16 protein-coding genes are annotated in these 23,241 nt (G+C 41.7%); 15 read left to right on the top strand and 1 reads right to left on the bottom strand.

The window, feature by feature from the left end; translation table 11 throughout:
• Positions 1 to 7 precede the first annotated feature (7 nt).
• The 15 genes from MKY19_RS22100 (at position 8) to MKY19_RS22030 (ending at position 21,880) form a co-directional block, all read left to right on the top strand.
• The gene (locus MKY19_RS22100; RefSeq protein WP_076300845.1) at positions 8 to 1,336 is read left to right on the top strand and encodes a response regulator; all 1,329 of its coding nucleotides are present in this window, start codon (positions 8 to 10) and stop codon (positions 1,334 to 1,336) included.
• Positions 1,337 to 1,453: 117 nt separating this feature from the next.
• Entirely contained in the window at positions 1,454 to 2,374 is a 921-nt protein-coding gene (locus MKY19_RS22095) for a sugar ABC transporter permease (protein WP_042129891.1), read from the top strand.
• Between the two features lies 1 nt (position 2,375).
• Complete coding sequence (locus MKY19_RS22090) at positions 2,376 to 3,248, top strand: carbohydrate ABC transporter permease (RefSeq protein WP_042190530.1); 873 nt, start codon at positions 2,376 to 2,378, stop codon at positions 3,246 to 3,248.
• Between the two features lie 132 nt (positions 3,249 to 3,380).
• On the top strand, positions 3,381 to 4,844 hold the full coding sequence (locus MKY19_RS22085; RefSeq protein ID WP_076300846.1) for an extracellular solute-binding protein: 1,464 nt from the start codon (positions 3,381 to 3,383) through the stop codon (positions 4,842 to 4,844).
• A gap of 401 nt (positions 4,845 to 5,245) precedes the next feature.
• Positions 5,246 to 7,867 (top strand): bifunctional acetaldehyde-CoA/alcohol dehydrogenase, encoded by a 2,622-nt coding sequence (adhE, locus tag MKY19_RS22080; protein WP_042129885.1) that lies wholly within the window; start codon positions 5,246 to 5,248, stop codon positions 7,865 to 7,867.
• A gap of 252 nt (positions 7,868 to 8,119) precedes the next feature.
• Positions 8,120 to 10,381, top strand: coding sequence for a formate C-acetyltransferase (pflB, locus tag MKY19_RS22075; protein WP_042190525.1), 2,262 nt, complete (start codon positions 8,120 to 8,122; stop codon positions 10,379 to 10,381).
• Positions 10,382 to 10,596: 215 nt separating this feature from the next.
• Complete coding sequence (gene pflA, locus MKY19_RS22070; RefSeq protein ID WP_042190523.1) at positions 10,597 to 11,334, top strand: pyruvate formate-lyase-activating protein; 738 nt, start codon at positions 10,597 to 10,599, stop codon at positions 11,332 to 11,334.
• A gap of 422 nt (positions 11,335 to 11,756) precedes the next feature.
• Entirely contained in the window at positions 11,757 to 13,166 is a 1,410-nt protein-coding gene (locus MKY19_RS22065) for an extracellular solute-binding protein (protein ID WP_042190521.1), read from the top strand.
• Positions 13,167 to 13,293: 127 nt separating this feature from the next.
• The gene (locus MKY19_RS22060) at positions 13,294 to 14,178 is read left to right on the top strand and encodes a sugar ABC transporter permease (RefSeq protein ID WP_042190519.1); all 885 of its coding nucleotides are present in this window, start codon (positions 13,294 to 13,296) and stop codon (positions 14,176 to 14,178) included.
• The gene (locus MKY19_RS22055) at positions 14,178 to 15,008 is read left to right on the top strand and encodes a carbohydrate ABC transporter permease (protein ID WP_042129876.1); all 831 of its coding nucleotides are present in this window, start codon (positions 14,178 to 14,180) and stop codon (positions 15,006 to 15,008) included. The genes MKY19_RS22060 and MKY19_RS22055 overlap by 1 nt, the downstream gene beginning before the upstream one ends.
• Before the next feature lie 29 nt (positions 15,009 to 15,037).
• On the top strand, positions 15,038 to 16,894 hold the full coding sequence (locus MKY19_RS22050; protein WP_076284461.1) for a sensor histidine kinase: 1,857 nt from the start codon (positions 15,038 to 15,040) through the stop codon (positions 16,892 to 16,894).
• Positions 16,869 to 17,654: a response regulator gene (locus MKY19_RS22045; RefSeq protein ID WP_076284462.1), complete on the top strand. Its 786-nt coding sequence runs from the start codon at positions 16,869 to 16,871 to the stop codon at positions 17,652 to 17,654. The genes MKY19_RS22050 and MKY19_RS22045 overlap by 26 nt, the downstream gene beginning before the upstream one ends.
• A 530-nt stretch (positions 17,655 to 18,184) precedes the next feature.
• A complete protein-coding gene (locus tag MKY19_RS22040; protein ID WP_339266345.1) occupies positions 18,185 to 19,210 on the top strand; it encodes an ABC transporter permease subunit in 1,026 nt (341 codons plus the stop codon).
• Between the two features lie 15 nt (positions 19,211 to 19,225).
• Positions 19,226 to 20,188 carry a carbohydrate ABC transporter permease gene (locus tag MKY19_RS22035; RefSeq protein ID WP_231573325.1) on the top strand — a complete coding sequence of 321 codons (963 nt, stop codon included), beginning with the start codon at positions 19,226 to 19,228 and terminating at the stop codon, positions 20,186 to 20,188.
• A 93-nt stretch (positions 20,189 to 20,281) separates the two neighbouring features.
• Complete coding sequence (locus tag MKY19_RS22030; protein ID WP_339266343.1) at positions 20,282 to 21,880, top strand: ABC transporter substrate-binding protein; 1,599 nt, start codon at positions 20,282 to 20,284, stop codon at positions 21,878 to 21,880.
• A gap of 82 nt (positions 21,881 to 21,962) precedes the next feature.
• Here the strand turns inward: MKY19_RS22030 and MKY19_RS22025 are convergent, their stop codons facing one another.
• A complete protein-coding gene (locus MKY19_RS22025; protein WP_339266341.1) occupies positions 21,963 to 23,240 on the bottom strand; it encodes an extracellular solute-binding protein in 1,278 nt (425 codons plus the stop codon).
• Between the last annotated feature and the right edge of the window lies 1 nt (position 23,241).

Here is a 23,241-nt window from a genome sequence, read left to right as displayed (position 1 = left end):
TGCAGATATGTTCAATATATTGGTTGTGGATGACGAACCATTGATTTGTAAAGGATTGAGCAATTTATTAGCTTCATCCGGGCTGGATATTTCTAATATCTATACAGCTAATAGCGGATTTGAAGCACTAGACTGTATACGTATGGAGGAAATTGATCTGCTCGTTACGGACATACAGATGGGTGCGATGAGTGGAATTGATTTGATGCAGCATGCCAAACTAGCCAAACCATGGGTACAGACCATCGTGATTTCTGCTCATGAGACGTTTCAATATGCTCAAATGGCTGTTAGGCTCGGGGCAAAGGATTATTTAATCAAGCCTTTGAATAGTGAGCAGTTTTTGGATTCGGTCCGAAATGTACTCCTTAAGATGGGGAAGCCCTCACCAGAACTAGATGTCTTCATGTCTGGAATTAACGAAAGCTTTCGACTGGAAGAGCCGCTGCCGGAATATAGCAAGCTCTTGAACGAATTGCTCATTGACCCTGGAGTTGTACTAGCTGAAGGAGATAACCTGCTGAAGCTGGATAACCTGAAGCTACAAGGGCCGTATTTTTCCGTCTTAAAACTTAAGGTGCCACTGTCTGGAGTGAATCAGGAGAAGCAGTATACTATGCGGGACAGACGGCTTCTTTGTTATGCTGCGCTGAACATTGCCAAAGAATTAATGGATCAGGAATGGAACTCGATAGCCTTTTATGCGCCGGATGGAGAAATTACGATCATTATTCAATGGGATGAAAAAAGCTATGAAGATTCTTCTGCCGGCCAAATCAACAGGCTAGATATACTTGGTCGTAGTCTACATTTTAATATCCATAAATATTTACATCTGAACGTAGTCATTGGCATTAGCCAGATTTTAAAGGGGCTTTCGTTTATGGCCGTGTTGAACCGTCAGGCCTCTAATGCAATTCTTTGGAATAATGAGCATAGTGACCATTACGTGTTCTATTATGGGGATTTTAACTGGAATAGTTACACGAGTGATCCTTCTGTAGAAGAACTTCATACGCATAGCAATCTGATCGTACAAAAAGCAAAAGAATATATTGACGAGAACTATGCTCAAAAAGGACTTACTATTCACGATGTGGCTAAAAAGAATCATGTTAGCCCCAATTATTTGAGCTACCTATTTAAGAAAAATACAGGTTATAACCTGTGGGAATATGTAATTAAGCTCCGGATGGAAGAAAGTCGGGAGATGATTTTGAATACCGATCTTCGCAGATACGAAATTGCGGAACGTGTGGGTTATGAATCACCCGAGCATTTTAGTAAAATTTTCAAAAAATATTATGGGATTAGCCCCAGTGAATTGAAGAAGTAAAAACACTCATGACTTCGGTAGATATAGACATGTTCAGTACAACCCTCATTTCCTACAATTTAAGGTAGGAAGCATTTTGCGAAAAATGCTGATAGAACAATGGAATGAGGGAGCCTGATGAATCAAACCGCAGTAGTAACTGAAAACCCGGCGACGCTGAAGGGGACACCGTACAAGCAAAACCGCTGGAAGAAAAACTTTTGGGGATATATGTTCCTCGTACCTGCCGTAATTATTTTTATTATGTTCTTGTGGGTTCCAATTTTTAAAGGCTTACTGTACAGCTTTTACCATGTTGATTTTGTGAAAGGTAATAGCTTTGTAGGCTTTGAGAACTACAGTAGAGCACTTAGTGATCCAGATGTTTTGACCGCATTAAAGAACACTGGGTATTACATGTTTCTATGTCTTATTATCGGTTTTTGGGTTCCGATTGCTTTTGCCATCATGATCTCGGAGCTGAGAAAGTTTGGGGGCTTTGTACGTGTAGCGGCTTACCTTCCTTTCGTAATGCCTGGTGTGGTTCTCTATGGACTGTGGAGATGGCTTTATGATCCGGTGGGCCCGATTAATGCGTTACTAGGCACAATGGGTGTGGATCAGGTTGCCTTCTTAACAGATACAAGATGGTCGATGATTTCCCTTGTGTTTATGGAAACATGGCAGCAGTTCGGATCAGGGATGCTAATATACTTAGCTGCTGTACTCAGCATTCCAAGAGATTGGTATGAAGCCGCTGAGATTGATGGAGCAGGTATATGGGCACGTATAAAGTACATCACATTGCCTTCACTGCGTAATTTGATCTTTTTGATGCTGATCCTGCAAATTATTGGTACTTCACAAGGGTATCAGTCACAGATGGCGCTGCTTGATGGCGGGCCAAATAATACTACGCTTACCTATGCGCTGCTGATCGTGAAATATGCATTTACAAGACTCGATTATGGAACAGCTACTGCGCTTGGCATGTTAATGTTCATTGTCCTAGGTGGTTTGGGCATTTTACAGTTCAAGCTTAACAAGGAGGACTACTAAGATGAAAAGCGCAGATAGAGGAATTCTTTCAGAACACGATTTGAAAAAAACAAGTAATAAGATTGTTTATGGCTTGATGTGCGTAGTCATTTTGGTTATGGTTTTTAGCATGCTGTACCCGATTTGTATGACGTTATTCAACGGGTTGAAGTCGAATCAAGAAGTGAATTCATTCCCGCCGCATTTTTTCCCTCAGGAATGGCACTTCAGTAATCTTAAAGATGCGATGAATTACATTGATCTACCCATGTTCCTTAGAAACACCATTTATATCTTTTTAGGGAATATGGTCGTGACGCTTGTCGTATTGGGAATGTCGGCTTTTAGTATTTCTCGTATGAATGTTCCTTACAAAAGAGCTATTTACTTCTTCTTCCTGATGACATTGTTTATTCCGGCGACCAGTTACATGATCCCGAACTTTGTCAATTTGAAAGAGCTCGGATTGCTGAATCAGTATGCGGCCTTCTGGTTGCCAGCGGGAGCGAACACGTTCTACTTTCTATTGTTAAAGAACTTTTTTGACGGGATTCATCCAGAAATCTTTGAAGCAGCACGAATTGATGGGGCCTCTGAGCCGAGAAGCTTTTTCTCCATTGCCGTGCCACTATCCATTCCGATTTTTGCTACATTAGCGATCTTTATCTTTTCTACCGCATGGAATGACTGGTTCTGGCCATCTCTGGTTATGCACAGTGAAGAGAAATATACGCTTGCGACAGCCATTTATAAATACGTTATTAATGTGAAGGCACTCAATACTAATATTAAATTTGCAATCCTGTTTATAGTATCCTTGCCTCCAATCATTGTCTTCTTGATTTTCCAGAAATTCATTATGCGTGGGGTTGCTTTGTCGGCAGTGAAAGGATAAGCAATTATCGACGAATTTAACCACGGATCGTAAACATGCACATGAAAGGAATATAAATGCACCTCGTTTGTAAACGGTTTCTAATTTATGATCGATATGTAAGATAATTATGAATTGAAAAGGGGAGTTTCAATGCGTAAGTACTCTAGCGTTCTACTAAGCGTACTTGTAGCCGGATCGTTGCTATCTGCTTGCAGCGGCAACAATAACGGAAATACAGCGGGGAACAAAGGCGGTGAAGCATCTGCTGCGCCAACAAATGCGGTAACGGATAATACAGCAACCGCTACAGATGCGCCAGTGGATGACATTACTCAAAGAAAAGTGACGATCAAGATTCACTATCCAACACCTGACCTGACTGAAATAAGAGCACAGGAAGACGACAAAATCAAACGTTTCCAAGAGGTATATCCGAACGTAGAAATCGTTAAAGATGACTGGCAGTACAATGTAAGTGAAATCGGAATTAAAATGGCTGCGAATGAAGCACCAACCTTCTTTAATACTTTTGCTACAGAAGCTAAATTCCTGGTTGAAAAGGGCTGGGTTGCTGACATCACAGATCTGTGGAACAAATATGAATTTAAAGATCAAATTAACACAGTGCTTCAAAATCAATTTATCATCGACGGCAAAGTTTTCGGAGTAACACAAAAAGGTTATGTAACAACCACTATGATCAACAAAAAAATGCTGGATGAAAAAGGCGTAGCCATTCCACCTATGGATTGGACTTGGGATGATATGCTGAATACGGCTAAAGGTGTAGCTGATGCCAAAAAAGGGATTTCCGGTATTGCTCCAATGGGTAAGGGGAACGAATCAGGTTGGAACTGGACCAACTTCCTGTTTGAAGCTGGCGGAGAGATTCAAAAGATTGAAGGCGGTAAGGTTATAGCTACATTTAATTCCGATGCTGGCGTAAAAGCACTGGATTTCTACAAGAAACTTAGATGGGAAGCTAACGCGATTCCTCAGGACTGGGCACTTGGTTGGGGCGATGCTGTAGGTGCGTTCCAACAAAGTCGTACAGCAATGGTAATGGCCGGATCTGATGGCGTTATCGAGCAAGCGTTGAACCAAGGTGGACTGAAACCTGAGGATGTGCTTACGTATCCTATGCCAGCTATGGAAAAAGGCGGTAAGCACACAGGGGTACTTGGTGGTGACTATCTAGTAATCAATCCAAATGCTACGCCAGATGAACAAGAAATGGCATTCCGCTACATTACTTTTGATTATTTCTCTGACAAAGGTTTGGAAGCGCTGGATGCAATTCTTCAACAACGTACAACCGATGGCAAATACTTTATCCCGCCGCTCTTAGACTACTACTCAGCTGATTCTGAGTTTGGTAAGAAGACCAAAGCGGTTTATGACAAGTACACAAATGTATACCAATATAGCCCTGACATTATGGGACTTTTGGATGGTAAACCTGAAGCTCAATACAACACACAGGACTATTACGCAACCATGTCCAATGTTATTCAAGAGCTGTTCTCCAAAAAAGGAACGGATTCCAAGAGCCAGCTAGAAGCAGCAGCTAAAACAGTGCAAGAGAAATTCTTTGATACGATTAAAGCGGAATAGTTTAATGCAAAAACCGGCCCCTTTGGGGCCGGCTTTTTTGTTGTGAAGATTTATAAATTTATAAATCTTCAGAAATAGTGATAATCAATTGGAAATTATGACGGTGTAGAAAAATCGTAATTGACTGTGATGAAGAGTATACATTTTTGTGCACTGATTTTAGATATATGGAATAAAAAGGAGCTAAAATTTTGCTTATTAAAGTATAATTCTAAGATTTAAAGGGTTCTATAGCACATAATATGGTAAAAAGACTATAATATGATCGAATGAAAGCGCTTTGAAAACAAATCAAAAAAACTTTATACTTTGTGAAAGATTTCACTATACAAGGTGGAAATCATGTGATAAGATAAATGTGTAGAGAAAAACAACTAAAAATTGACAGGAGGACGAGGGAGATGGCAGTTAAGAACGAAGTCGCCGCCCAAGTTAAACAAGTTACCGCTGAAGAGTATATTCAGAATTTAGTGGATAAAGCAAAAAAAGCGCATGAGGCGTTCATGGCGCTAGACCAAGAGCAAGTTGACACAATCGTTCATGCAATGGCGTTGGCTGGACTCGACAAACATATGTACCTCGCAAAATTGGCCGTAGAAGAAACTGGACGCGGCGTATACGAAGACAAAATTACGAAGAACATCTTCTCAACTGAATATATCTGGCACGGAATTAAATACGATAAAACAGTAGGCGTTATTGAAGACAACGCTTATGATAGCTTCCAAAAAATTGCTGAACCCGTCGGAATTGTTATGGGTATCACACCGGTAACCAACCCTACATCCACCACGATGTTTAAAGCGTTGATTTCGATTAAGACACGGAACCCTATTATATTCGGTTTCCACCCATCTGCGCAAGAGTGTAGTGCAGCTGCTGCAAAAATTCTTCATGATGCTGCCGTGAAAGCTGGCGCTCCTGAGAACTGTATCCAATGGATTGAAATGCCAACAATGGACAAGACAAACGCATTGATGAACAACCCAGACGTTGCTCTTATCTTGGCAACTGGTGGTTCTGCAATGGTAAAAGCAGCTTACAGCTGTGGTAAACCAGCACTTGGCGTAGGCCCTGGTAACGTACCTGCTTTTATTGAAAAGAGCGCGGATATTGATCAAGCCGTAACGGACATCATTCTTTCTAAAACATTTGATAATGGTATGATCTGTGCTTCCGAGCAAGCTGTTATTATCGAAGAACCAATCTTCGATCAAGTGAAGAAAAAGATGATTGCTAATGGCTGCTACTTTGTGAATAAAGAAGAAGCTGCCAAACTGACTAGTGGAGCAATGAACGTAGATAAATGTGCGGTTAACCCAGCAATCGTAGGTCAATCCGCAGTGAAGATTGCTGAAATGTGTGGCATTCAAGTCCCTGCCGGCACAAAGATTCTGGTAGCAGAACTTGAAGGTGTAGGCACTAAATATCCACTTTCCGCTGAAAAATTAAGCCCGGTTCTTGCTTGCTACAAAGTTAAGAATGCAGATCAAGGTATCGAACGCGCAGCTCAAATTGTTGAATTTGGTGGTATGGGACATAGCTCGGCTATCCACTCCAACAATGAAGAAGTAATCATGAAGTTCTCTAACCGTCTGCAAACAGGACGTATTCTCGTTAACTCGCCTTCCACACATGGTGCGATCGGCGATATCTACAACACTAATATCCCTTCGTTGACTCTGGGCTGCGGATCTTATGGACGTAACTCCGTGTCGCAAAACGTTACAGCAATCAATTTGATCAACGTGAAAAGGGTGAATCGTCGTACCGTGAATATGCAATGGTTTAAAGTACCTGACAAGATCTATTTCGAAAAAGGCGCTACTCAGTACCTGACCAAAATGCCTGATATCACACGTGTCGCAATTATCACTGACCCAATGATGGTTAAGCTTGGATATGTTGAAAGAGTTGAACATTACCTGCGTCAACGTCAAACTCCTGTAGCTATCGAAGTGTTCTCTGAAGTTGAACCAGATCCATCGACAACTACAGTTGAAAAAGGTACTGCAATGATGAACAGATTCCAACCGGACTGCATTATCGCACTTGGCGGCGGTTCCCCAATGGATGCTGCAAAAGGAATGTGGTTATTCTATGAACATCCAGACGCAGACTTTAATGGTCTGAAACAAAAATTCATGGATATCCGTAAACGGGTATATAAATTCCCTAAACTTGGTAACAAAGCTAAATTTGTAGCTATTCCAACTACTTCGGGTACAGGTTCGGAAGTAACATCTTTCGCAGTTATTACCGATAAAACAACTGAACAGCACACTAAATATCCTTTGGCTGACTACGAGTTAACTCCAGATGTAGCTATCATTGATCCAGAGTTCGTATACAGCTTGCCAAAAACTGCTGTTGCTGATACAGGTATGGACGTATTGACACATGCTATCGAAGCTTATGTATCAGTTATGGCGAGTGACTACACTGATGGTCTAGCTATTAAAGCCATCCAACTGGTATTCCAATACCTTGAAAAATCGGCGCTGGAAGGCGACAGAGTAGCACGTGAGAAAATGCATAACGCATCAACACTTGCTGGTATGGCCTTTGCCAATGCATTCTTGGGTATTAACCACAGTTTGGCACATAAATGGGGCGGACAGTACCACACTGCTCACGGTCGTACTAACGCGATCCTTATGCCACACGTTATCCGCTACAATGCTAAAAAACCTACGAAGTTCGCTTCGTTCCCTAAATATTCGCACTTCGTAGCTGATGAGCGTTATGCTGAAATTGCCCGTATTCTGGGATTGCCAGCTCGCACAACTGAAGAAGGTGTAACTAGCCTGATCAATGCTATTCGCGATATGAATAAAAAATTGGGCATCGAAGAATCGTTCCAACAACTGGGCTTTGATCCTAAGGACTTCGAATCCCGCGTAGATTACTTGGCTGACCGTGCGTTTGAAGATCAATGTACAACTGCCAATCCTAAGCTGCCACTGGTTTCTGAGCTTGCTGATGTATACCGTAATGCGTTCTACGGAAGATTTGATAATTAATAAATGGTTAAATAGAGAATAGGATAGTTGTGGACTTAGATAAAGGTGACAAATATCACTCGAAAGGTGATATTTGTCACAGTGTTTTTATAGAAAATAAACTAGAATGTTTATATAAACAACGGTCCCACATATGAAATGTTGATTGTGAAATTTGGAACAACCACATCTTTTGGGGATCACGAGACACGGGATCAACCTTCAAGCCCGCGATCTCTACAAATATAATAAATATAGATGGAGGGATTTAGCATGTCGGTGATTGAAAAAGAAGTAAATGAAGTGAAATCCGGTTGGAGAAGTTTTACAAAAGGTAAATGGTCCAAGAAAGTTGATGTTAACAACTTTATCGCTAGTAACATTAAGCCTTATGAAGGTAACGAAGAGTTCCTCGTAGGTCCTACTAGTAACACAACTGAACTGTGGAAGATTATTTCCCAGCTGAGTAAGGAAGAAAGAGAAAGAGGCGGCGTATGGGATGTTTCCCTAGATACTGTCTCCACAATCACTTCACATGCTCCAGGCTACATTGACAAGGACAAGGAACAAATTGTAGGCGTGCAGACTGACGCTCCTTTCAGACGTTCCATCCAGCCGTTCGGCGGGATCAAGATGATGGTTGATGCTACGAAGGCTTATGGCTTCGAGCTTCCACAAAACATCGTTGACATGTTCACGAACATTCGCAAAACGCATAACCAAGGCGTATTTGATGCATATACACCAGACATGAGAGCAGTGCGTAAATCCGGCGTTATCACAGGTCTTCCTGATGCTTACGGCCGTGGACGTATTATCGGCGACTACCGCCGCATAGCTCTGTACGGTATTGATTTCTTGATTAAAGACAAAAAGCAACAACTAGCTGAGCTTGAAGTTGACTCCATGACAGAAGAAGTAATTCGTTTACGTGAAGAGCTGTCCGAGCAAATTCGTGCACTGGGCGAATTGAAAGAAATGGCAGCTGCTCACGGCATGGATATTTCCAAACCAGCGATGAACTTTAAAGAAGCTACTCAATGGGTATACTTTGGATATCTGGCAGCAGTTAAAGAACAAAATGGTGCAGCGATGTCCCTGGGACGTGTTTCTTCCTTCCTAGACATCTATGCAGAACGCGATATTGAAGAAGGTACTTTGACTGAAGAACAAGTCCAAGAAATTGTCGATCATTTCGTAATGAAACTGCGTATCGTGAAATTCTTGCGTACACCTGACTATAATGACCTGTTCTCTGGAGACCCTACTTGGGTAACTGAATCCATCGGTGGTATGGCTGAAGATGGAACCACTCGTGTTACCAAGAACAGCTTCCGTTTCCTGAACACCCTGTACAACTTGGGTCCAGCTCCGGAACCAAACTTAACTGTACTTTGGTCCGAAAGATTGCCTGAAGGCTTCAAAAAATATTGTGCTAAGGTTTCTATCGAAACTAGTGCAATTCAGTATGAAAACGACGATCTAATGCGTCCATACTGGGGTGAAGATTATGCGATTGCATGCTGCGTATCTCCAATGCGTATCGGTAAACAAATGCAGTTCTTCGGCGCTCGTGCCAACCTGGCAAAAGCTTTGCTGTATGCTATTAATGGTGGTAAAGACGAAAAATCCGGAGCACAAGTTGGACCGGAATTCCCAGCTATCACTTCTGAATATCTAGATTATGACGAAGTAATGAAACGTTTCAAACCGATGATGGAGTGGTTGGCTAAGACTTATGTTAACACTTTGAACATCATTCACTATATGCATGACAAATATTCTTACGAACGTATCGAAATGGCACTGCATGATCGCGACATTCTGCGTACAATGGCTTGTGGTATCGCTGGTCTGTCCGTTGCAGCTGACTCACTGAGTGCTATTAAATACGCAAAAGTTAAACCAATCCGTAACGAACAAGGTATTGCAATTGACTTCGAAACTGAAGGCGAATTCCCTTGCTACGGTAACAATGACGATGCTGTAGACAACATCGCAGTAGAATTGGTTGAAACCTTCATGTCTATGATCCGTAAACACAAAACATATCGTGATGCTGTACCGACACAATCGGTATTGACCATTACTTCGAATGTAGTGTACGGTAAGAAGACAGGTACAACACCTGACGGACGTAAAAAAGGCGAACCATTCGCACCAGGTGCTAACCCAATGCACGGACGCGACAAGAAAGGTGCTCTGGCTTCACTGAACTCTGTAGCCAAACTGCCTTACTCCGATGCACAAGATGGTATCTCCAATACGTTTTCTATCGTACCTAAGGCACTAGGTAAAGACGATGAATCCTGTAAGTCTAACCTGGTACACATGATGGACGGATACTTCCATAATAACGCTCAGCATTTGAACGTTAACGTATTTAACCGTGAACAGCTGATGGACGCTATGGATCACCCAGAGAACTATCCACAATTGACTATCCGCGTATCCGGTTATGCAGTTAACTTCATCAAGTTGACTCGCGAACAACAAATGGACGTAATTAACCGTACTTTCCACGGTTCAATGTAATTTGTTTATATTTATAAAGATCTTTCATTGAGATATGCACTAAAATATTTGCAAGGAATTACCGCTCTTGTTTCAAGGGCGGTAATATCTTGTTCAAGAATCATTAAAATTTTAAATTTTACGGTCGCGATTAAGGAGAACACAGTCTTAAGGGCAGGGATTCTTCTTCGTGAAAGATGGACTGTTAGTCAGTCCTGGAGAAAGGATGACATCCTATGATTAAAGGTCGCATACACTCCTTGGAAACCTTTGGAACCGTTGACGGACCTGGTATTCGATTTGTCTTATTTATGCAAGGGTGCTTGCTGAAATGCCAGTATTGCCATAACCCTGATACTTGGGCTTTAGATGAAGGTAAGGAAATGACTCTAGAAGAAGTGCTTTCGGAGATCGAGCCATATTTAAACTACTATCGTTCATCCGGTGGTGGGTTAACTGTATCCGGCGGAGAACCAACTTTGCAGGCACAATTTGTAAAACAGTTATTTACGGAAGTTAAGAAGCGTTGGAATCTGCACACCACATTAGATAGTAATGGTTATAACGAAGGTGACAAGATTAATGACTTATTGGATGTTACAGACTTGGTGATGCTCGATTTGAAGCATATTGATGAAGAAGCACACATTAAGTTAACTGGTAAATCTAATGATCGGACCTTGAAGCTTGCACGTTGGCTGTCAGACCATAACCGTAAGATGTGGATTAGACATGTATATGTTCCAGGCATTCATGACCGTGAAGAGGACCTTATCAATCTAGGTCGTTATATTGGAACCTTAAATGGCGTTGAGAAATTTGAAATCTTACCTTATCATCAAATGGGTATCTATAAATGGGAAATGCTCGGTAAGGCTTATGAATTGGATGGAGTGCCATCCCCTACGGATGAAGAAGTTCAGCGGGCGTACCGCTTAGTCGAAGAAGGTCGTAAGCAGACAGCATTGGTATAATTTATACCTACATTAAGTGGAGCCGTTCCTTCAGTGATTTACTGCTGAAGGAACGGCTTTTTTTGTTATGAGGGACGTCTGATGTCATTTAAAGGGGTAATTTTGTATTTTCGCTTTAAAAAAATGATATATTTACAGCTGTTAATTAACGAGTTGGAAATACGTTATGATATATATTGTATCATTGCATTGAGTTTTTATGATTATTTTCAAAGTGTATGTATGGTTAAATCACGCTATAAAGCTTTTAATCGTAATTATTACTGAAATTAAGTTATATTATATTACATATCGTGTAGTTGATTCCGCTTTCATTAGAGATTTTTATCCCTATAGTGGATGAATCTTAACCTTACGAGAATGGAATCTGTTTTCTATAATAAGAAGTGTAAAGCACAACATTATATGGGGGGTCACAAGAAATGAAAAAAGGTATGACTTTGCTATTGTCCCTGATTTTTGTATCATCAGCTTTACTGGCAGGTTGCGGAGGCAACAACAATGCATCTTCTAACAAAGGAGATGGAAACGCTACCGCGACGAATTCAGCGGATGCTACAAATGCTCCAGCAACAGAAGAACCGGTTAGTAGCGAGCCGTTCGAAATGACGATTCGTCACACTCAAATCGGTGCCGACAAACAGAAACGTTTAGCTATTCTGCAAGAAGTAGTGAAAAAGGTAGAAGGTGATGTACCGGGTCTGACCTTTAAGCTTGATGGAGTAGATTCAGATGTAAACCGTAAAGAAAAATTACGTGGTGAAATGGCTGCAGGTAATCCACCAGAGATCTTCGATCTTTTCGGAAGCCCTGACTCTAAGATCTATGCTAAAGAAGGTAAATTACTCGATCTGACTCCAATCCTAGAGGAACTTGGAATTAAGGATAAATTCTCAAATCTTGATCCTTTCACTTATGAAGGAAAAATTTACGGATTGCCTATCGGTGGATCTGGTGAAGGGTTCTTCTACAACAAAGAATACTACAATAGCAAGGGTTGGAAAGCTCCAACAACATTTGCTGAATTGGAACAACAATTGGCTGACATCAAGGCTGACGGAAAAGTACCTTTGGCTGGTGCATCTAAGGCTGGTTGGGTACCACTTATGCTAGCTAACCACTTGTGGTCACGTTATGCAGGTCCAGATGTAACCGCTAAGTTTGCAACAGGCGAAGCTAAATGGACTGATCCAAACGTTGTAAAAGGTTTTGCGAAGTACAAAGAATGGGTTGACAAAGGATACTTCAAAAAAGGCGAACTTGGTTTCGAGTATGCTGAATATACAACACAATTCACTAGTAGTGAAGCAATCCTCTTGTATGATGGTACTTGGAAATCTTCCGTATTTAAAGAAGGACAATCTGGCGAAGGTTTGATCGGTAAAGTTGGATTCTTCAATATTCCTCCAGTTGATGGTGGCGTAGGCGACCAAACTGCATTGATGCGCGATGTAAACAATGGTTACGGTTTCTCTGCTTCTGCTGAGAAAGATCCACGTCAATTGGCTGCTGTGAAATCTTTCATCAAAAACTTGTTTAACGAAGAAATGCAATTACGTGGTCTTGTTGAAGATGGCGTACTGCCAGCAATGAAAATTGATCAAAACGTGCTGAATGAAAATATTACGGATGATCTGATGAGCGAAATCGTAGGTGTACTTAATAACTCACAATCTTCGTTCCCAGCATTTGACTCACTTGTTCAAGCTGATGTAACTACAGAAATCAGTAACATTCAAATTCAAAAGCTAATTGGTGGTCAGACAACTCCAGAGAAAATGGGCGAAGCTTTACAGAAGGTACAAGAAGAAGCAAACGCAGCAGTTGAATAAGTAGCTGCAAATTGAATGTACCCTGGTGCCAGAACCAGGGTACATTTTTAAACTCAAAGAAATTATGTGTTTGCAAAGATCTAAAACATTCATTGTTCGCCAGATGTCAAAGCAACCGGAGGTAGTCATGAATAAAGCACTAAGAAATCCATTGGTATTTTTCCTTTTTATTCTTCCAGCACTGATCTTGTTCACGATGTTCTTCATCTATCCCATCTTTAGTTCAATCTATTACAGCTTTACTAGCTGGAATGGGGTATCTGACACAGTCAAGTCTGCCGGAATCAGTAATTTTGAGAAGGCATTAGGAGACGAGCGATTCTGGATATCTGTCAAAAATAACGGTTTCTTTATTCTTTTCTCCTGTTTTGTACAGGTACCGTTAATCATATTCTTCTCGTTATTGATATCGAATGTAAAGAAGCTAAAAGGCTTGTATAAGACAGCGGTCTTCATGCCTTCTATTATGTCTACAGCAGTTATCGGTATTCTATGGGGCTTCATTTATGAGCCCAACATTGGACTTTTAAATAAGGTTCTAGGCTTAGTTGGTATTGATCCACTTTACTGGCTGTCGGATGAAAGATTCGCAATGTTATCCATCCTGATCACGAATGCTTGGCAATGGACCGGATTCTACATTGTAATGGTACTTGCAGCTATTCTGTCGATACCAGGTGAATTGGATGAAGCAGCTGCCATTGATGGCGCAACTGGATTCCAACGTGCTACACGTATCACGCTTCCTTTAATTGTTCCGATCATTTCTGTTGTAATCATGTTGTCCATTGCTGGAGCAATGAAAGCGGCGGATATCGTCATTGTAATGACTAAGGGTGGACCTGCTGGTTCAACCGATGTAATGGCAACTTACATGATTAAATATGCTATCACTAACTTTAAGTACGGGTACGGTAATGCCATTGCAGTCCTGATCTTTGTATTTACATTGGTGGTTACAGCTATTTATCAGCTGCTGATAGCCCGACGCACAGAAAGGATTGAATACTGATGCCACGCGCCCTGAAAAAAAGTCTGCCACACGTCGCACTATTGTCCTATCTACTAGTTATTCTATTTCCTTTCCTGTTCGTGTTATTCTCCTCTGTGAAAAAGGATAACAATGCAATAGCGCTTAACCCTTTTGGGATTCCAAAGGAGTTCGTCTTCAATAACTACGTTGAAGCTTGGGTAAATGCCAAGATCAGCACCTACTTTTTTAACAGTTTGTACATTTCCATATTGGCTTCTGTAGTATCTATCATTCTAGCGTCTATGTTTGCTTTTGCAGTTACTCGGATGCGCCAAGGCAAATGGAATACGATTTTGTTCACCTTAGTTATGGTGGGAATGCTCATTCCAAACAACGCATTGATGCTTCCTATTTATACGATTGTACGTAAGATGGGAATTCTGAATACACACTGGGCATTGATTATCCCTTATATCGCGAATGCAATTCCGTTTACGATAATTATATTGGCTGCATTTATGCGCTCGTTGCCTAGAGAAATTGAAGAGGCAGCGGTCATGGATGGGTTGAAGGCACCAGGTATCTTTGCTAAAATTATTGTACCTCTAACCGTACCTGCCATGGTTACTGTATTCATTGTTAATTTCCTGGGCAATTGGAACGAATTCTTGCTGGCAAACTACTTCCTATCAAATGATGAACTACGTACGCTCCCAGTGGGTATGGTTCAATTCCGTGATCAATATCAGATGAACTATGCACAAATGTCAGCGGGTATCGTCTTCAGCGTTCTGCCAGTAATTGTGATTTATGCGATTTTACAGGAAAAAATTATTGAAGGCGTAACTGCGGGTGGCGTAAAAGGATAACTTTTTTTCTCAGTCAGGAGCACTAGCCGATGAATTTGCGCTATAAATTATTTACGGCATTTTTGGGCCTGATAATCATTCCCTTATTTATTCTAGGCATGCTTATGTTTTTCGTGACTTATAACTCTATTGAGAAGAAGTACAGTCAACAGTCGGAATACTCACTCAAAGCAATTAGTTACAGTATTTCAAATGTGTTAAAAGATATGGATAACGTTACAGACAACGGAATTGCTACCTCGGTTTTTCATATGGCACTTAGCGCAGAAGATCCTTCTAATCAAGATTTGACTGATGCTGAGCAACTCAATTTGAATGCAAGCCAGCGCAATTTCCGTAGTCTGTTGTTTAACCATCCATCGATTAGCTATGCTTTTTTATACAATTTTAACGGTAGAGGTAACTCTGAAATCGTGTCGCTTTTTAATAAGGAAAATTTCCGAACGCTACCCTATGATACTTTCAAAAAAAGTGATTTGTACCAGGAAGTAATGGATTTGAATGGCGTGCCAAAATGGCTGGCTCCTCATGAGTATCCCGAACTTACAGGAACTGAACCTGTGTTTACACAAATTCGACTCGTGAAGGAACTGAGCTTCTTTCAGAACATAGGTATCCTTGTTGTACAGATCAAAAATTGGGAGCTCGAATCGATATTTCGCAATTTAAAAATTGGGGATAGTAATCAGGATGTATCGTTTATGCTAGTAAATGATGACGGAATGATTTTATTTGACCCAGATCAAAAGCTGGATGGGCAGGATATTCAGTCATTCGCGAATAAAGAGATTACCTTCAAAAAAGGGTTTCAGAGTTTTAAAACAGAGTATAACGGGGAGAAAAGTATTCTCTCCATGTATCATTTAAAAGATTATCCCTGGAGTCTAGTGTCTGTAACCTCATGGGACTCTTTATCTCGAGAAGTTACAGTATTTGCACGCTGGTTTGTAGGGGTTATCTTCCTTTGCTTTTTGGCAGCGGTGATCTTCAATCTATTCTTTATGAATCGCATTACTGGTGCAATCGCCGTAATTGTTCGTTTTATGCGACGAGTTGAGGATGGAGATCTAACTTCGCGGGTAGAAGTGAAGGGGAATGATGAGTTAACGCTTCTTGGTAAGGGCTTTAATGATCTTATGGATAAAATTAACCGATTGTTTAACAGAATCCATTTGGAACAGCGTCGCAAGAATCAAGCCGAGATGCGTGTTCTACAGGCTCAGATTAAACCGCATTTTTTATTTAATACGTTAGAGTCGATTAATGTTCTGGCTATACAGAATGAAGGCAAGAAAGTCAGTGAGATGGTCTACCGACTGGCAAGTATTTTACGTATTAGCATTCAGGATCGAGAAGAAATTACACTGGATGAAGAGATTAAACATCTGCGCAATTATTTGGATATTCAAAAATTTAGATTTGAGGATTTATTTGAATACGATATTGATATCCCACAAGAATTGATGAGTTGCGGCATTTTAAAGCTTACTTTGCAACCGCTTGTAGAGAATAGCATTCAACATGGATTTGAGGGTATTGATTACAAAGGTCAAGTTTCTGTGAAAGTTTGGGAGAAGCAAGGGGACTTAATTTTACGAATTGAAGATAACGGTATTGGAATTACACCATCTCAGTTGTCTATTTTCCAATATATTGTGAATGATCCTGTGGAGCAAGAGGTTGAAGTTGAACGGGAAAACCGGATGAATCTTGAACGTAGAGGCCTTGGCATTCGCAGTGTAGCGGATCGCATCCGCATTGAATACGGTGACAGATATGGAATATTTATTTGTTCCAGTCCAGGATATGGTACTATTATTCAATGTGTCATACCTAAATACGAGCAGGGGGAAGATCATTATGCTAAAAGTATTATTGGTAGATGACGAAGCCCCAATTCTGAATAATCTGAAGAGAGTGTTGCCATGGCAGGAGATGGGAATGGAGGTCGTCGGTATGGCGCGAAGCGGTATGGACGCCTTGCGCATTGCTGAAGAGGAGCAACCCGATCTTGTGTTGAGTGACATTCGTATGCCAGTGATGGACGGGTTAACTTTTGTAGGAAAGCTGCGGGAATTGGGATTGGATAGTGAGGTACTGCTTCTTACCGGGTATCAGGAATTTGACTATGCACGGGAAGCGATCCGTCTTGGGGTAAAAGAATACATTTGTAAGCCGATACATTATGAGGAGCTTGGCAATAAGGTACGTGAGATCGGAGCTAATATCCGTAGTAAACAGTTTAAGAATAAACTGTATAATAGCATCCCTTTGTTTCAAGAGATTCCTGAAGTTGACAATGGCAAAAAAACGCCGGATCAGCTAATGAACTTGGCCGCTCAATACATCACTGAACATCTTCATTCAGATATCGGGATTGAGGAAGTGGCGAATAAGATCGGCATCAGTGGCAGTTACTTCTGCCTCTTGTTTAAGAACCGTTTTGCAATGACTTTCGTGGAATACGTAACACAACAGCGAATTGAAGCTGCCAAGTTTATGCTTACTAACAGCGATAAGAGCATTACGGTGATTGGTTCCGGAGTCGGTTATCAGGAACGACGTTATTTCACGAAGGTATTTCAGAAGCAGACGGGGATGTCTCCTAAGGAGTATCGTGACCGGTGCCGGGCAGAAGTGTTATGAGGTCGGCGGCGTATGGTGATGTTTAGCGTCACTGCAAGGAATGTCTGTTACTCAGCATGGTGAGGTAAGCGTCACTACGGAGGAATGTTTGGACTTTCGGTCGCTGTTATCCTCGGATTTCTGGATTGGAAACCGCTGCTCGCGGTTGAAATCCGAGGATAGCATATGCTTCCGAGGTAGCTTTCCAAGGAAAGCTTTTAGGCGAACGCTCCGCTCCTACAGTTCCAAACTTCCTCTCCGCTCCTTCTCCCTCACCACACTTCGTTGTGGGTATGGAGTCGTCCCACTCCTGCGGTTGTGGGGACTCCTTAGGGGAAAGAAGGGATTATCGATCAGCCTGCGGCTGTGATAAAGGTACATAAGTTATAACCAATTTAATGATTTTAAACATTAGAGATGATTATCCTTAGTTATTGAGGATAATCATCTCTTTTTTTATAGAAATATAATATGCTCCCTATACTCCCAAAATTTATCATATGTTTTAATTAGAGTGTAAGAAGGAAGTGCAAGGCGATAGTCAAGCAAGCGTGAAAAAGGCTCTAGATTGGGACGATGGGGAAATGGGGGAACAGAACATGAGTGTGACGAATCCTTCCGTCAGCTTATCAGAAGTAAAAAAACGCGGCAGGGGGAGAGTGCCGAATTTTCTGAGAGTGATGAAGAAATATTGGGTGTTCTATTTGATGATGCTCCCAGCCATTATTATTCTGATCATCAATAACTACATACCGATGTTAGGGACGGTAATTGCTTTTAAGGATATCAATTACCAGAAGGGCATTCTAGGCAGTGATTGGGTCGGGTTCTCGAATTTCAAATATTTATTCTCGACAGAGACGGCGTGGATCATTACAAGAAATACCCTATTGTACAACACTGCGTTTATTGTACTTACACTATTTTTTTCACTGGCTTTTGCGATTATGTTTAACGAAATGCGCAGCAGATGGCTATCAAAATTCCATCAGAGTGCGATGTTTCTCCCATATTTTCTCTCATGGGTCGTCGTCAGTTATTTAGTATACGGCTTTCTAAGTGCTGAGCACGGGTTCATGAACAAGACACTGCTTCCGTTCTTTGGGGTTGATCCAATTGAATGGTATTCGCAGTCGCAATATTGGCCGGGGATTCTAGTGATAGTAAAGCTGTGGAAAGAGATTGGCTATACGACGGTCATTTATATGGCTGCGATCATCGGCATAGATCACGAATATTATGAGGCTGCGCTGATTGACGGTGCTTCTAAATGGAAGCAGATTCGCAAAATCACGCTGCCGCTGATCAGTCCGGTTATCATCGTAATGACGCTACTGCAGATTGGTAGGATTTTTAACGCAGACTTCGGATTGTTCTTTCAGGTGACTAGAAACGCAGGAGCATTATACTCCACTACGCAAGTTATCGACACCTATGTATATCAGACCTTCCTGGCGATTGGTGATATTGGGATGTCCTCTGCCGCGGGTCTCGTGCAATCTATTGTAGGATTTCTACTGATATTCTTAGCAAATCTAGCAGTACGACGAATAAGTAAAGATGATGCGTTATTTTAGAGGGAGGTGGGCGTGTTGAGCCAGACAGAAACTGCAATCGGGCCGTCGGGTCGTACAGGAAAGAGAGCTAAACGGCAAAGACAACCCAATGAAATTTCTAATATCTCCAATTTGTTAATTAATATATTCTTCTGGATCTATACGGCGATTTGTGTGGTCCCACTGATCCTCGTGATTATCGTATCGTTCTCAGATGAACAATCGGTTGTGCAGCACGGCTACAGCTTTTTCCCGAACAAGTGGGATATCTCGTCATATGAATTTCTGTTAAAAGATTATTGGCAAATCATAGATGCGGCTGCCGTTTCCTTATTTGTGACGGTGGTTGGAACGATTCTGAGTCTCGTAATTATGGCAATGTATGCCTATCCTATCTCGCGTGGGGATTTTCCACATCGTAATTTCTTTTCGTTCTTTATGTTTTTTACACTTTTGTTTAATGGAGGCTTAGTGCCTTGGTATCTAGTTTATACTCAAATGATGCATTTGAAAGATACGCTATGGATTCTGATTATGCCACTGCTGGTTTCAGCATTCTTTGTCATCATTTTACGAACCTTTTTTGCAAACACAATCCCGCCGGCACTAGTTGAATCCGCTAAAATTGACGGGGCACCGGAGTTTCGGATCTTCGTTCAAATCATTCTGCCTTTGTCGTTACCGGTGCTAGCTACAGTGGGATTATTTCAAACCTTGGCGTATTGGAATGACTGGTATCTAAGCTTGATCTTTATTTCACCCGAAGGGCATGTCAATCTGCAATATCTAATGTATAAGACGATGTTGAACGTTCAGTTCCTGACTGCAAGCCCTCAAGCGATGGCTGCCTTAGCTGCACAAGGTGTAGAAATCAATCTGCCGACAGAGACAGTAAGAATGGCAATGGCTGTTATTGGGATCGGTCCTATCGTATTCGTTTACTCCTTCTTCCAAAAGTATTTTATCAAAGGACTTACCGTTGGTGCTGTTAAAGGCTAATGAGGATTGGAATGGCTTAATTCGGCGTTCCATGCAAGTGTGTGAACGTCCGATTCAGCATATATAAATATTTTGAGGGAGGTTATGGTGTACATGAAGGCTATTCGAACAAGCACACTTTTAACGCTGATGCTTATCGTAGTACTCAGTCTTAGCTTAGCTGGATGCGGAGGGAATAACGGGAATAATGAAGGAGCCTCACCAGCGCCAAGTGAAAATGCAACCGCTACCAATGCTGTGGCAACAGATGAGCCCGCTGCAGATCCTACAGCTGAACCGGAGAAGAAATTAGATCCTTATACTGTTAAGTTAATCTATGTCGGTGCCGTTCAAAAGGATGAGCAGGTTGTAGAAGACGCTATCAATAAGCTTCTGGAACCTAAAATTAACGCCAAATTGGATATCGCACCGATCGACTGGGGTCCATGGGACAATGATGTTAATCTGAAGATTGCCAGTCAGGAAAAATTCGATATTATTTTTACAGCCCAATGGAAAAATTATGTAACCAATTCAGCTAAAGGTGCTTACCTCCCACTTAATGATGATAACGGCAAGTACGGTAATCTATTGAACGAATATGGCCAAGGGATTCTTAAAAATCTCGACCCGCAATTCTTAAAAGGTTCTGCGATCAATGGTGTGAATTATGCCGTTCCTACAAATAAGGAGCTAGCAGCACAAGGCGGGATCGTTTATCGCTCCGATATTGCTGATGAACTGGGTATTGATATGTCGAATGTAAAGACCATTCAAGATTTGGATGCCGTGCTCAAAGTCGTAAAGGAGAAGAGACCTGACCTAACTCCACTGTACTTCAAGCAAGGAGAGACCTTTAACTCCCAGTACATGGCGCAGTACGATACGCTTGGTGATGCTTCAATTCCGGGCGTTCTGCTTAAGGATTCATCGGATACTAAAATTCAATCCATGATTGAACTGGATCGTTATAAAGAAATCATCAAGCTTACTCGTGAATATATGAAGAAAGGTTATATTAACAAAGATGCGGCCGTGGCTACAAATTCTACACAAGATGCAATGAAGGCCGGTAATGTCTTTATGACAGTACAATCACTTAAACCTGGTAAAGATAGTGAATTGGCTAATGCTACAGGTTTGGTTGGAAAACTGAAACAAATTGCTTTTAACGAACCGACGATTTCTACTAGTGATGCAGCAGGATCAATGTTAGCGATCTCCGCTTCCTCGGGTGATCCAGCTCGTGCCATGATGGTATTAGATCTTTTGCACACGGATAAAGAAATCAATAATCTGCTCGTATTTGGTGTAAAAGGTGTCCATTATGATGTCGTTAGCGGTGATACGATTAAAGCTACAGACAAAACGGGTGACTATAATACCGCTGCTGCCTGGATGCTTGGAAGCCAATTCCTGAATCCTGTATGGGAAAGTGAAGCTCCAGACAAATGGGAGCAATTCAAGGCCTTCAACTCCAAAGGTAAAGCTTCCGTTGCGCTCGGTTTTAACTTCGACGCATCCTCTATGAAGACTGAAATGGCAGCTTGTAAAGCTGTTATGGATGAATATGACATCAGTTTGGATACGGGTTCTGTTGATCCCGATACCGTATTGACTAAGTACGCCGACAAGCTGAAGAAAGCCGGACTTGATAAGATTATTGCAGAGAAACAAAAACAACTAGATGCTTTCTTGGCTGCTCAAAAATAAATACTTTAAATGAAACTAAAAGGCTATCCCCGGCATGATTAATGCGCTGGGGATAGCCTTTATTGTACGCTTGGTGAATAGGTTAGCGGAAAGAAGTATCTATTTTTTGCACTACCTGAATGGCAAGTGACCAAGCCTGCTCGGGATCTAGCTTACCTTGCTCGGCTTTGGTTAAATACTCGAGCATATTTGTTTCTACATCGGCGTGGTGCGGACCGTAGTAGGTGGGAACTACTTCTTGTGCTGCTGTAGAGAGGACACGTCCAACCTCAGAATTAGGAAAATAGGGATCAGACAGGTCATGGATCTCGGGATCGTCATAAATTTCGGGCGTGGAGGGAAATGCCCCTTCTGACTTAAATGAAATTAGCTGTTGTGCGGGCTCGGTTAACCATTTGATAAGCGCGAATGACTCCTCTGGATGACTGCCTGTTCTAGGCAAGGTAAGGACGGAACCTCCTCGATTAGCGCTATTTCCTGGGATGGTCGTTACATTCCATAATCCGCTGGCTGTTGGAGCACTACTTTTGATATGATCAATCATCCAAGCCGGACAGAGCATCACTGCAAAGTCGCCGTTTAGCAGACCTGCGCCCCAGCGCTGTGTATCTACAGCAATACCTGCGGATAAATTCAGCTTCAGAGCTTGAATTGCAAAGTCCCAGGCCCCTTTTACTGCTGGATTATTTCCTATGATCAGCTCTTGGGAAGTGGGGCTGTAATATTGAAGCTTGGACTGACGCAGAAGGGTTAGATAAAGATTCTCTAAGTCATTGACAAAGGCTTTGCCTGTTGCCTCATGGACTCTAGTGCCGGCCTTGAGGAATTGGTCCCAAGTTTGGATTCGCTTTGCTACTTCTTCAGGTTTGGTAGGGAGTCCAGATAACGCGAAGATGTCAGTCCGATACAACATAGCATAGGGACCAATATCAGTCGGTAATCCGAAGATAAAATCATTACCGAGCACCTCCTGCCATTTCCAACTCAGAAATTGATTCTTTAGATCATTCGCTCCAAATGTTGTTAGATTATAAAAATAATCGGGGAACTGCTTGAAACGATCCAAATAGCTAATATCAATGGCCGCCACATCAGGGGAACTATATCCTGCTGCGAATGAAGTTTGCAGCTTGGCGGGAAGCTGCGTGGAGGTTGAGGTCTGAATATGGATTTCTAGCTCGGGATGCTGCAATTGATACTCTGCTATAAGCGGCTCAAGACCTGATCCAGCCGTAAGCCAGATGTTCAGCTGGATCGGGTCTTGAAGGTCGATATCTTCCTTAGAAGGAGAGATCTGGCAACCGCTTGTATGAAGCAGCAATCCAAAGCTTAACAGGATAGTCAACAACTTAGCATTCACA

Origin of the sequence: Paenibacillus sp. FSL R5-0744, assembly GCF_037972555.1 — a bacterium.
In the GTDB taxonomy this organism is placed as follows: domain Bacteria; phylum Bacillota; class Bacilli; order Paenibacillales; family Paenibacillaceae; genus Paenibacillus_AQ.
Note: the sequence above shows the minus strand (reverse complement) of the source record. Positions and strands in the feature narration are given on the sequence as shown.

What these genes read in the sequence shown, in the direction of transcription:
- MKY19_RS22100 (WP_076300845.1), top strand. Translation starts at nt 8, where the DNA reads ATGTTCAATATATTGGTTGTGGATGACGAACCATTGATTTGTAAAGGA.
- MKY19_RS22095 (WP_042129891.1), top strand. Translation starts at nt 1,454, where the DNA reads ATGAATCAAACCGCAGTAGTAACTGAAAACCCGGCGACGCTGAAGGGG.
- MKY19_RS22090 (WP_042190530.1), top strand. Translation starts at nt 2,376, where the DNA reads ATGAAAAGCGCAGATAGAGGAATTCTTTCAGAACACGATTTGAAAAAA.
- MKY19_RS22085 (WP_076300846.1), top strand. Translation starts at nt 3,381, where the DNA reads ATGCGTAAGTACTCTAGCGTTCTACTAAGCGTACTTGTAGCCGGATCG.
- adhE (WP_042129885.1), top strand. Translation starts at nt 5,246, where the DNA reads ATGGCAGTTAAGAACGAAGTCGCCGCCCAAGTTAAACAAGTTACCGCT.
- pflB (WP_042190525.1), top strand. Translation starts at nt 8,120, where the DNA reads ATGTCGGTGATTGAAAAAGAAGTAAATGAAGTGAAATCCGGTTGGAGA.
- pflA (WP_042190523.1), top strand. Translation starts at nt 10,597, where the DNA reads ATGATTAAAGGTCGCATACACTCCTTGGAAACCTTTGGAACCGTTGAC.
- MKY19_RS22065 (WP_042190521.1), top strand. Translation starts at nt 11,757, where the DNA reads ATGAAAAAAGGTATGACTTTGCTATTGTCCCTGATTTTTGTATCATCA.
- MKY19_RS22060 (WP_042190519.1), top strand. Translation starts at nt 13,294, where the DNA reads ATGAATAAAGCACTAAGAAATCCATTGGTATTTTTCCTTTTTATTCTT.
- MKY19_RS22055 (WP_042129876.1), top strand. Translation starts at nt 14,178, where the DNA reads ATGCCACGCGCCCTGAAAAAAAGTCTGCCACACGTCGCACTATTGTCC.
- MKY19_RS22050 (WP_076284461.1), top strand. Translation starts at nt 15,038, where the DNA reads ATGAATTTGCGCTATAAATTATTTACGGCATTTTTGGGCCTGATAATC.
- MKY19_RS22045 (WP_076284462.1), top strand. Translation starts at nt 16,869, where the DNA reads ATGCTAAAAGTATTATTGGTAGATGACGAAGCCCCAATTCTGAATAAT.
- MKY19_RS22030 (WP_339266343.1), top strand. Translation starts at nt 20,282, where the DNA reads ATGAAGGCTATTCGAACAAGCACACTTTTAACGCTGATGCTTATCGTA.